The sequence below is a fragment of the Microcystis sp. M144S2 genome, assembly GCF_020246065.1.
Taxonomy (GTDB): Bacteria; Cyanobacteriota; Cyanobacteriia; order Cyanobacteriales; family Microcystaceae; genus Microcystis; species Microcystis ichthyoblabe_A.
On the sequence record NZ_JADBTR010000045.1, the window covers coordinates 1 to 11,579 of the forward strand.

An 11,579-nucleotide genomic window follows, 5' to 3' on the forward strand; every position below is an offset into this window, starting at 1 on the left:
ACTTGATTTCAGTTTTTTCTTTGTCAGTAAGGGTGTCAACAAGGAATATTACAAATTGTTAACCGAGTCTTGAAAGCCTTGTGCTACAAAGGTTTGAAATGTTAAGAAAGATGTGACTAAAGGACAGCTTAATAAGGGGGGCATCTGACAACTTTTAACGCCTACCTACTTAATTTCATCAATCTTATGGAGAAGAAAAAAGCTTAATCCCGCAAAAAAGCGAGAGGATAACTCATATTCTCAGCAAAGCCCAAGATACCTCCATCTCGATGCTCATAGAGTAAATTTCCTTGACTATCAAATAAAAAAGTCCCTCCCCGTTGGGTGAGATAACTACCATCGGGGACATAGGTTGACCAATTGCCCAAAACTTGACTCATATTGCGGAGTCTCAGGGTGGCTAATTCAAAAGGTCGCTGAAAACCTTGACCCCCGGCAAGATTGAATAGGGAACCCCGGAAAGCTGGTAAAGGCCGCGCTTGTATTGTTTCCTCCTCGGCAATTAATTGGGGGGCTTTGCGATCGCCAAGATAACCCCGCAGCACTTCGGCCAGAGTCCCCGGACTACCCACACCCGCACACATCAAAATTAGATTTAACCAGGCATTTTGTCCGGGAGAAAATCTGGGTAATTTTAATGATAAACCGCGATAAAGTCCTAATAAATTGTGTAATTCAGCTTTGGGGTCAACAAAAAGCCAATCTTGCCGAAATTTCGTATATTCAGCGAATTTTAAACCTGAATTGCGATCGCCGATACCGATGGCACGAATGGTAATCCCGGCATTTTGCCAAAGGGCCGCCTCTTTTTCTAACCACCAAGCGTATTCGAGACTATCAAAATCTCCCAATTGCGGCCAAACAAGAATTAAAAGACGTTTATAATCGGCACAATCGCTTAAAATTGGCACTATTTGCCCATCGCTGACCCTTTGGCGTTGAATTGTTGAAAATATTTCATATATGCTGCTCATAGATAAATTTCTCCTAATAAAACCGCCTCTTTTGCTCCCGTGACTTTCGGTAAATTACCGGGGAAATCGTGCCAGCGCCAATAGGCCAAAAGGGCAAAAGCGATCGCTTCTTTAAAATCGCTATTTAATCCTACCTCATCGGTGGTCAAAAGCTTGACATTTGACCCCAAATGTGTTAGGAGTCGTTGGCGCAGGTAGGCATTACGAGCGCCACCACCGCAGAGCAGCACCTCCGCGGGCATTTCTGGCAAAAAGGTTTGATAGCTATGGGCGATCGAAATGGCGGTTAAATCGGTTAAACTGGCCAACCAGTCGGCATCACTGAGGGAATAAGCTTGGGCATCCTCGCGCAATTGGGCTAGATAGGCGGGGCTAAATAACTCTCTGCCGGTGGATTTAGGGGGATATTGTTGAAAATAAGGCTCCTGTAGCCATTTATGAACTAATTCGGAGCAGGGTTGACCCTGGGCCGACCATTGACCGTTATGGTCGTAGGTTTGTTGGCCTTGGCTCAAAAATTGTACGGTTAAATCGATAAGAACATTGCCGGGGCCGGTATCCCAACCGAAAATTTTTTGCTGCCAATTTTCCCTTTGTCGAGGGGGTAGATAGGTTAAATTGGCAATACCGCCGATATTTTGGACGCAGCGGGCTTTGGTGGGGTGAGAAAGCAGATAAGCGTCAATTTTCGGCACTAGGGGCGCACCGTGACCAGCTTGGGCGATATCGGCAGCGCGAAAATTACTAATGGTGGGAATACGGGTAATTTTTGCGATCGCTGCTCCCCGTCCTAATTGTACCGTGTAACCGAGGCGATCGTTTTCGGGGGGTCGATGAAAAACGGTTTGACCGTGACTGCCGATTAATTGGGCTTTTGGGGCTTCTTTTTGGATATTTAAGGCGGCTTGGGCAAATTCTGCGGCGATGTTATCATCTAAGCTGGCTAAAGCTTCAATAGATAGCTTTTCTCCCCCACAGACTTGTAAAATTGTCTCGCGTAATCGGGGGGAATAGGGATAGGTTTCCCCTGCTAATAACTGCACCTGTGGAGATTCCACTGTACCGCTAATCTCCACTAAAGCGGTATCGATGCCATCCACCGATGTGCCACTCATTAAACCGATAACTAACAAGTTTTTTCCCTCAAGTGTCGATTGTTGATTATTTTATCCCCCCCCGACAATAGTAACAATTTCTAATTTATCCCCCTCCTTGATTTCCGTGTTTTCCCAATACTGACGATGGAGGATTTCCCCGTTATATTCCACTGCAACTAACCGAGGATTCATGCCCAAATTTTCTAGCATTTGCGGTAGTTTAGTTGCGGGTAAACAGGTTTGAGTTTTGCCGTTGATTTGCAAGGTTATTTCTGACATGGATTTGGATACGAACAAATGAATTAATCGGAGGAGTCAGGAGACAGGAGACAGGAGGCAAAAGGCAAAAGGCAAAAGGCAAAAGGCAAAAGGCAGCTTTATTCTCCCCACACCCCACACCCGTTCGGCTGAGCTCACGGCCGAAGCCCACACCCTACACCCCACACCCCACACCCCACACCCTACACCCCACACCCTACACCCCACACCCTATCTCCCTACACCCCACACCCCACACCCTACTTTAATTGGTCTAATAATTGTTGTGTCACCACATCGGGGTGCTGCGCTTCCATGATGGCCCGGACTACAGCTACCTGTTGCGCTCCTGCCTCTAAAACCTCTTTAATGTTATTACTATCAATACCACCGATCGCAAACCAGGGTAAAGGGCAATTTTCCCGCGCGTAACGGACGTATTCCAATCCTGCGGGAGTTTTTCCCGCCTTGGTGGGGGTGGCATAAACTGGACCGACTCCCACATAATCGGCCTTTTCTTGGATTGCTTTGGCCATCTCTTGGGGATTAGTGGTGGACCGGCCGATAATTGCCGTCGGGCCGAGAAATTGCCGCGCTAGGGAAATCGGTAGATCCTGTTGGCCGAGATGAACACCATCGGCATGAATCGCCTTAGCAATATCAACGCGATCGTTCATAATAAACAAAGCATCATAACGGTGGCATAACTCACACAGTTTAGCGGCTTCTTCTAAACGAATGGTATCAGCGGCGGTTTTATGGCGGTACTGCACCAATTTTAAACCTCCTTTTAGGGCTAATTCGACGATTTCTAGCAGATTTTCGGCAGGAGAAGTGACTAAATAGAGGGGAGATGCTTTTAGTTTTTCCAGAGGTGGAGAGATTAATAGTTTACTCTCTAGCTGATAAACCCGATAGCGCAGCTGTTTACAGGCTATCCCTAGCTCCAGATCATAGAGTTTACCGTATTCTTCTAAAACCCGAAAAGCCTCCTGTACGCGAGCGAGATTTGCTTGCAGCAGTCCCTCGACAGTCTCCCGGATTTCTTCCCTGGGATGACTTAAATTTGTGCCGATATCGCCAGCTGTGTCCCGATGTCGTTTAAGATCGATCGAGTGCCAACTAGCTAATTGATGGCGCATTTCTTTACATTCTTGGGCTAAATCGGGATTATCTAAGCCAAAACGACACCATTCTTCGATAATTCGCAGTCCTTCTCTAGCGCGGTCAAGGTTAGCATCAAGAATCCGTTTAATCGCCGTGGTTTCTAGTTTCATCTGCCGTTAATGTAGAGTTATTATAGCCGTCAGCCAATTTGATCCCCCTCAATCCAGCTTGGAAAAAGGAACTTTCCTGGTTTTCCCCCCTTTTTTAAGGGGGGCAAGGGGGGATCATATTCTCTTTATCATCTAAAATATTACTATTTTTGGCCGTTGTTCGGGGAACAGTAGAGGCGGCATCAGACAGCCAACAAAGAGGGAGGAGAAACCCACGCCAAGGACAATTTTAAGCCGGGGGGAGATTCTTAAGCGCCCCTACGTATTCCACCAATTGCCGATGATCCGGGTTATGTAGCGGGTAGAGACGATTGTAACAGATGGTGACGAGGGCTTGCAGATCGTCCACTAAATCCTCAGCTGCAATGGATTCCTGGGGTTGATTGAGGAGAATGACTTGGATTTTGAAGATACCGCACAAACCCAAAATAAAATCATGACAAAAGCGACTAACACTTTCCGCATAGGTTAAAACTAGAGATTTCACATCACCGTGACAAATCATTTTCACTAGACGCATAAAATTAGGGTGATTGTGGCTGACCCCGTCGCCGATATCGGTGATAATTTCAAAGGGTTGACCCTGCTGACTACAAAAGTCTTCTAACGCTTTTATCTGGGTGTCTAATTGTAGTTTTTGTTCAGGTCGATTAACACGAGCATAGCCCACAATAAATCCAGTTTCTTGTGCAGATTGTAAGATATCTCCCCGTCGAAATCGGCGATGACCGCCAACGGTACGAATTGAGGCAATTTTACCCTGTTGTTCCCAGCGCCGGAGGGTTTTAATGCTAACTCCAAGCAAATCGGAGGCTTCTCGAATAGTGATGAGGTTATTCATAGTATAGAACTCGGTTTTAATTAAAGAAATTTATCGAAGTAAGGTTGTCCAATTTTAGACAGTCGGTTGTCCACTTTTATATTGGTATCACCCTACAATGGTGAGTCTAGATGATTGAGACAAATTAGTCATACCCCTTTAGATAGAGATGAGTAGGTAGGCGTTAAAAATTATCAGACACCCCCCTTATCAAGGCTATCGTGCGGGGACCCTCGAAGGCTCTCCCCCTACTTAGGGTGATCAGCAAACCTGAGCGATAGTAACGGATTTTGTCCACAATGTAGGGGCGAACTGCGTTCGCCCAAAAGGTACATTATCAAAGTGCGGGTCCCTTAATTCTGATGCAATTCCAGTTTTAACGATCAAAACTGTTAAGTTTTATACATTGTCCCTCTCTTGATTAAGTTTTGTAACAATTTGAGATATTTTTTAAAACTAGAGCCTGTTTATTTGTCCAGCTTTCACCAAAAATCTTGGGTATATTTGTCAATTTTTGGGTAGTTATTTTCAAGAAAAACTCCTATAAATTGGACAAAAAATAGATAAATATTGCCAAACAAATCTCTAAAACACTTGTTTTTTTTGAAAAGTTTCGCTATAGTTCTGTCAGGTTAAATAAAAAAGTTATTAGCGAGCTTAACGCTTGCCTGACCTCTTTTGATGGCTATAGTACACACAATTAAGGCTGGATGATTCAGTTATGATGACAACCAACAAATTAACCAAAACCTTTGCTTCTGGCTCTCTAGCGATCGGCATCGCTGCCGTTGCTGGTATCGTTAACGCTCCTTCTGCACACGCCCTCACGGGATGTGGTGTCGATATTACGTTTAGCGCATGGAGAGGAGGTCAGGCTCTCACATGCGGAGACAAGATATTCACTTACGTCTCCGATACAGGGCTACCGACTGCTCCAGAAGCGCCGGGTGAGTTTGATCTGGTCGAGGCCGACTTAATGGGTGGTGATTACTTCTTTGCTTACGATTTTTTGCCTGGTAGCAATGTTGCTGGGTTCCAACTCGTTTATGATGTGACTATCACGGATCCCAACTTCTCTTTCTCCGCAGTCGATCTGGACTCCACTGTAGGTGGATTCGATCCGCCCGCCGAATCCCTGACGGCAACTTTTGTGGGAGGCACAGCCCCAGTAGTATTACAGAGCATCAACGGTTCTAGTTCACAAGCCCCCGTATTGGGCCATCCGCAAACATTACGAGTCACGAATGATTACACGTCCAACGGTGGCGAGATATTCTCGTTCGAGAATAGTTTCCACCAAACCAAAGTTCCCGAACCGGGTACTATCCTCGGACTTTTGGCAGTGGGTGGTTTAGGAATGGTTTCCCGCTTGAAGAGACAAAAATAACAGTTACCAATGTCTTGCACACATTGATAACTGTGACGTTGAACAAGAATAGCTAAAGGTTAGATGCCCTGGGGGGATTTCTAGCTTTTAGCTTTTCCCTTAAGTATTGATTCTAACGCAAGTCAAGACCTGATTTTTGTTTTTAATCAACTTCTGTAGGGGCGTATCGCGTACGCCCTCCCTTCGATAATTTTTGCCCTCCCTTCGATAATTTTTTCTGAACAAGCTCAAGCATTGTCCGGCGAAGGCAATTCGCCCCTAGGGTGGGAAAAATTAGAGTACCGTAAAGTGTAATTCTGTGCGGCCATTTAGGGGAATTCCTCAAGGCTATATAATTAAGCTTTGGGCAATTTGTCCCACCATATTTCTTGACCGCGAAAAACTGATGTCCTCTTTACTCTCCGCTATTCCCCTCGACGCGATCGCTTATAATCCCCAGGGTTTAGTACCCGCGATCGCTCAAGACTATCTTGATGCTACAGTGTTAATGATGGCCTGGATGAATCGGGAATCCCTCGAAAAAACCCTCACCACCGGGGAAGCGTGGTATTGGAGTCGTTCTCGTCAAGAATTGTGGCACAAAGGGGCCACCTCGGGCCATATCCAAAAGGTGCGTCAAATTCGCTACGATTGCGATAGTGATGCTATCCTACTGACTATTGAGCAAATCGGTGATATCGCCTGTCATACTGGCGAAAGAAGCTGTTTTCATCAAGTAAATTGGCAAAAATCACCGCCAGCGGCCGACACCCTCTCGGAATTGTTTAAGGTAATTTGCGATCGCAGAGACGAGCCTCATCCGGAATCCTACACCTGTAAACTTTTGGCCGGAGGAGATAACAAAATTCTCAAGAAAATCGGCGAAGAATCGGCAGAAGTGGTCATGGCCTGCAAAGATAATGATGGCGATGCTATTGCCTCAGAAGTGGCCGATCTTTTTTATCATACCCTCGTCGCCCTCGCCTATCATCAAGTCCCCCTGCGAGATGTCTATAAAAAACTGCAAGACCGGCGCCGGTAATCAGTTATCAGTTATCAGTTATCAGTTATCAGTTATCAGTTATCAGTTATCAGATTTGAGTTTTAAGTTTCCGATTCCTGAATACCGTCTCCTGACTCCTGAATACTGTCTCCTGATTCCTACTTTATATTTGTGGTTTACGACTTAGTAATTATCGGTGCCACTCCTGCGGGGATAGAAGCGGCTTTGTTGGCTGTTCACCTCAAAAAAAGGGTGGCTTTAGTGCAACAGCCTTCTAGGGACAATTTAGAGGCATCTGAGGACATTTTTAGCAAGGGCTACAGCCAAATTATCCATCTCTATAAACTGCTGAATCATTGGCAAGAAACGGCCGTTTATCCCCAGTGGCAACGGTTGCGGCAATGGTTAGAGGAAGTGGATAAAACTATTAATAAATATCATTCTTTGGCAAGATTAGCCACGGAAGGAATAGACGTGATCCTGGGTGGGGGGGAATTTGTCCGGCTGCCCCATTTAGGATTCGTGGTTAACGGTCGGCAATTGTTGGCTAAACACTATCTTATCGCCCCGGATTTTTCTCCGCAAGTCCCGAAAATTTTCGGCTTAGATGATGTTAATTATTTTACCGCTCAAACCCTTTGGCAAGAGCCAAATTTAGACAAGTTGGGACAACATTTAGGGATTATTGGCAACAGCAGCATGGCTGTGAGTTTAGCCCAAATTCTCCGACGTTTGGGGAAAGAAATTAGCTTAATTATCGAGGATAGTTATCTACTACCGGATATTGATCAGGAAATCTCCTCTTTAGTTACTGCCATTTTAGAAGCGGAAGGAATTAAGATTTTACCCGGCTATTGTCCTAGTCAAGTGAAAGCGATCGAGGGTCAAAAATGGCTACAATTAGGTAATCGTGTTATCGAAGTTGATGATCTGATTTTTGCCGGTAATTATCAAGTCAATGAACAGGGGTTAAATTTGGCTGCGGTGGGAGTTAAACTAGAGCAAGGATTAATCAAGGTTAATCAGCAACTACAAACCGATAATTCCCGCATTTATGCCCTAAATTTGCTCAGAAATAATTATCCCGATCCTACTTTAAATCATCGGGCCGCTTTTGGGTTAGTCAAGCATCTGCTCACGGGAGAAAAATTTAACTTTAATCCCGATCAAATTCCCTCATTTATTGCTTTTGATCCGGCTATTGCTTGGGTGGGTTTAACTGGAAAAGCGGCCCAGGAGAGCTATGGTAAGGAGGTAAAGATGATGAACTATCCCATCAAAAATATGGTCTCACAGCAAATCTGGGGAGAAGCCACGGGATTTTGTCAGTTAATCTACCGACAAGATGGTAAAATACTGGGAGCGCAAATAGTCGGTAATCAAGCGGCAGAAATGATCGGTATCATCAGTTTAGCTTTACAAGAAAATTTAACCATACAATCCCTCAATAAAAATATTTATATTTGGGGAAGTATGGGAGAGATTATCGGAGAAATGACGGAATTAATCCCCCCAAAAAAATCTTGGTTAACTTGGCTAAAACAATTATTTAGATAATTAGATTGAGAAGGAAGATTAAATTATGAAAGCGAAATTTATTGTCTTTGAAGGTATTGATGGATCGGGAACAAGTACCCAAGCAAAACTCTTACAAGAATATTTTTTAAAGCGAGGGGAAAAAGCAGTTTTAAGTCCGGAACCTTCCGAGGGAGTCATCGGTCGTTTGATTCGAGAAATAATGCAAACTAATCTTATTTCTATCAAAGATCAAAATCAATTTGACCGACAAATGGCTTATCTGTTTGCAGCTGATCGCCATTATCACTTATATAATGATCACGATGGTGTTTTTAAACTTATTCACCAAGAACAAACCCACGTTATCACTACGCGTTATTATTTTTCTTCCCTGGCCTACAATGGCAATAATCCCGAAGAATTGGCTTTTATTCGGCAGTTAAATCAACATTTTCCCAATCCCGATTTAGTCATTTATATCGATGTTCTTCCCGATATTTCTCTGGCAAGAATTAAAAACCGAGCCATCACAGAAGTGTACGAAAAACAAGAAAAATTAATGAAAGTTCGTCAGATGTTTCTCCAGATATTTAAAGAATATAAAGATAATTGTTTACAACTGGATGGCAATGATACAATAGAACACCTTCACCAAAATATTATTAATTATCTTGACCGATTAATTTAAATCCATGCTCAGTATAGAAACCACCCCTAGTTCGACAACACTTCGACACGCTCAGTGTCAAAGCTCACTAACAAAATTCACCTACCAACCCCACTATAAACCTAATCAATTAATCTGTGGTCACGGCCAAACGGCAATTATCACGGGATGGACAGTAAAACAGTCCCTTGCTAAACATTTAAATCCCGACCAATACGCAGTAATTGGTAATCTTTATAGTCCCACCAGAGGAATTAGTCCCCTGCTGAGAAACTTAATCGCAAATCCCCACGTTAGATACTTAGTTATTCTCAACGCGACTAAGGAAGATAAAAACTCCGGTAGCTGTCAGTGTTTGCTAGACTTTTTTAGTCAAGGATTCCAGTTAGGAAAAAGTGACACAGGTAGAGAATGTTGGCTAATTAATTCTCCTATCACGGGATATATTGACAAAGAAATTGACCGAGAAACTCTCGAAAAATTACGTCAATCAATTCAATATCAACCGGTTAAATCCATCCCAGAAGCGATTGAAACCGTCAAAAGTTATGCAGAACAATCTCCCTTACCAACTTGGGGAGAACCCTTAATCTTTCCCCTCTTAGAAAATATTCCTTCTTTGCTACCTGGGACAAGATACGGTCATCGCATTGAAGGAAAAACTATTGCCGAAACCTGGGTAAAAATTCTCCAAAAGATTAAAACCACCGGCACAATTAGACCGACAGGATATGATGGTAAATGGCAAGAATTAATTGACCTAATGGCCGTTGTCACCGATGAACCCCCAGACTTTTACTTTCCCGAACCTAATTATTTGCCTATAGATAGACCTTTTCTCACCGAATATATCGGACAAATTCTCGATGATTCTCCCTGTACAGAAGGAGTTAAATACACCTATGGTCAAAGATTGCGCTCTTGGTTTGGCCGAGACCAAATTGCACAGGTTATCAATAAATTAATCTCAGAAATTGACGCAGCCAGTGCAGTTATGTCCCTCTGGGATGTGAAAGACCACGAAAAGGGAGGTAGTCCCTGTTTAAATCATATTTGGGTGCGAGTGGTGGAAAATGAATTATCCCTCACCGCAATATTTAGAAGTAATGATATGTTTGCCGCTTGGCCGGCAAATGCCATGGGATTGCGCGCTTTACAGCAACATATTAGGGATGAGATTAGCAAGCACTCTGACTACAATTTATCAATGGGTCCATTGATTACTATTAGCCAATCGGCCCATATATACGATGATACTTGGGAGAATGTCGAACGATTAATCGCCACCCAGTACGATAAAATTGTCAATCAGCGCGATTTTTTTGACCCTAGCGGTAACTTTTTGATTTCCGTGGAAAAAGAACAAATTCTCGTCCAACAAACTACCCCCGGCAGTGGGGAAATTGTCGCCTGTTATCAAGGCAAAAATCCCCTGAAATTAATCCGCGAGCTTGCAGCTACTAATCCCGCAATCATTCCCGAACATATCGGTTATCTGGGAATCGAACTACAAAAAGCCTACAATTGTCTCAAGAATAATCAGCCGTATATCCAAGACCAGTAGATAAGTGGGAAGTAGGAAGTGGGGGCATCTCAATAATATTATTGTAGGGGCGAATTGCATTCGCCCTCTTTTAATAACTTCTGCTGCTCACCAAAATCACAAATATAAGATGCACCCAATCAGTGAACTTAAAACTCAAATCTGATAACTGATAACTGATAACTGATAACTCACTTACTGATCCTTGTTTGCCGAACCAGCACCGCGATATTTGAGAGATGAGGAGCGAATTGGGTTAGCCACCGTGGGATTATTGGTGATTTTAACCTCCGCACCGCGATATTTACCCCCCCGTTCCTTGACAGGAGCCTCAGCGACTGTTTGCTCCATATAGGCGGCCCCACGGTACTTTTTCTCGCCAGCGGTTTCTGGAGTGGGGACGGGGACATTCTTCTGCTCTTCTCGTCCTTGCCATAAAAAGGTGACGACAATCACAACTGTCAAGAGAATTAATAGCTGAATCTGCCAAGGAGCTAAAACCAGACTCAACACTAAACTGATTACCGTGGCGGCACTGGCGAGATAAGCGATCTCATCGCTGGACTTCTGCCAGAAATAGGCAGCCAAGGCAGCGGTGAGCAGTGGTAACAAAAACAAATAGGACATTCTGGGTACACCTTGTCACGCTAGTGAACCAATCTCCCTATATATTACCTCCCTAGCTTCGATCAGCGAAAAATATTAACTCAGCTTATAACTCATATAAGTTTTATTTTGTCAATTCTTCTTTACAATTTGCAAAAATATTGTTACATTTATTTACATGAACTAAAAGTTAAAGCAAAACAGCCAAGACACCAAGCCACTTCAGATTGTCTCGAAGAGTATAGGACAGAAGATGATTCCTTGAGTCCGAGACAACGGTAAAAAACTTGGCCTACTAGCTTAAAAAAGTTTGGTTCTTCCGAACTTACCATGTAAAATCAACTAGCAAAATGCCAATTTAATAAACATCTAAGACTAAAGTTTTTAAAGTTTCTAAATCCATAGCCTCTCCTTTTAATCACCTTCAGTTTATTATTAATTCCTTCCACT

12 protein-coding genes are annotated in these 11,579 nt (G+C 43.5%); 5 read left to right on the forward strand and 7 right to left on the reverse strand.

Annotation, left to right across the window (positions count from 1 at the left end; all coding sequences use genetic code 11):
- Positions 1-203 precede the first annotated feature (203 nt).
- From IM462_RS05995 to IM462_RS06015, 5 genes are all read right to left on the reverse strand, one after another.
- The gene (locus IM462_RS05995; RefSeq protein ID WP_194016496.1) at positions 204-974 is read right to left on the reverse strand and encodes a peroxiredoxin-like family protein; all 771 of its coding nucleotides are present in this window, start codon (positions 972-974) and stop codon (positions 204-206) included.
- On the reverse strand, positions 971-2,107 hold the full coding sequence (locus tag IM462_RS06000) for an anhydro-N-acetylmuramic acid kinase (RefSeq protein WP_287704547.1): 1,137 nt from the start codon (positions 2,105-2,107) through the stop codon (positions 971-973). The genes IM462_RS05995 and IM462_RS06000 overlap by 4 nt, the downstream gene beginning before the upstream one ends.
- Positions 2,108-2,140: 33 nt before the next feature.
- Positions 2,141-2,350, reverse strand: coding sequence for a sulfur carrier protein ThiS (thiS, locus tag IM462_RS06005; RefSeq protein ID WP_002751314.1), 210 nt, complete (start codon positions 2,348-2,350; stop codon positions 2,141-2,143).
- Positions 2,351-2,589: 239 nt separating this feature from the next.
- Positions 2,590-3,606 (reverse strand): thiamine phosphate synthase, encoded by a 1,017-nt coding sequence (locus IM462_RS06010; RefSeq protein ID WP_287704549.1) that lies wholly within the window; start codon positions 3,604-3,606, stop codon positions 2,590-2,592.
- A 229-nt stretch (positions 3,607-3,835) separates the two neighbouring features.
- Entirely contained in the window at positions 3,836-4,447 is a 612-nt protein-coding gene (locus tag IM462_RS06015; protein WP_287704551.1) for an IS607 family transposase, read from the reverse strand.
- Between the two features lie 700 nt (positions 4,448-5,147).
- Here IM462_RS06015 and IM462_RS06020 point away from each other — a divergent pair.
- The 5 genes from IM462_RS06020 (at position 5,148) to IM462_RS06040 (ending at position 10,544) form a co-directional block, all read left to right on the forward strand.
- Positions 5,148-5,813 carry a PEP-CTERM sorting domain-containing protein gene (locus tag IM462_RS06020; protein ID WP_287704553.1) on the forward strand — a complete coding sequence of 222 codons (666 nt, stop codon included), beginning with the start codon at positions 5,148-5,150 and terminating at the stop codon, positions 5,811-5,813.
- Between the two features lie 385 nt (positions 5,814-6,198).
- Entirely contained in the window at positions 6,199-6,834 is a 636-nt protein-coding gene (gene hisIE / locus IM462_RS06025; protein ID WP_149988172.1) for a bifunctional phosphoribosyl-AMP cyclohydrolase/phosphoribosyl-ATP diphosphatase HisIE, read from the forward strand.
- 132 nt (positions 6,835-6,966) lie between these two features.
- Entirely contained in the window at positions 6,967-8,352 is a 1,386-nt protein-coding gene (locus tag IM462_RS06030; protein ID WP_287704555.1) for a dihydrolipoyl dehydrogenase family protein, read from the forward strand.
- 25 nt (positions 8,353-8,377) lie between these two features.
- Complete coding sequence (tmk, locus tag IM462_RS06035; RefSeq protein WP_287704558.1) at positions 8,378-9,001, forward strand: dTMP kinase; 624 nt, start codon at positions 8,378-8,380, stop codon at positions 8,999-9,001.
- Between the two features lie 4 nt (positions 9,002-9,005).
- Positions 9,006-10,544 (forward strand): thymidylate synthase, encoded by a 1,539-nt coding sequence (locus tag IM462_RS06040; RefSeq protein ID WP_287704561.1) that lies wholly within the window; start codon positions 9,006-9,008, stop codon positions 10,542-10,544.
- Between the two features lie 174 nt (positions 10,545-10,718).
- On the opposite strand, the gene IM462_RS06045 is transcribed toward IM462_RS06040, so the two are convergent.
- A complete protein-coding gene (locus IM462_RS06045) occupies positions 10,719-11,150 on the reverse strand; it encodes a DUF4278 domain-containing protein (RefSeq protein ID WP_287704563.1) in 432 nt (143 codons plus the stop codon).
- Between the two features lie 317 nt (positions 11,151-11,467).
- The coding region (locus IM462_RS06050; RefSeq protein ID WP_036400142.1) for a transposase at positions 11,468-11,579 on the reverse strand (112 nt) is incomplete at its 5' end.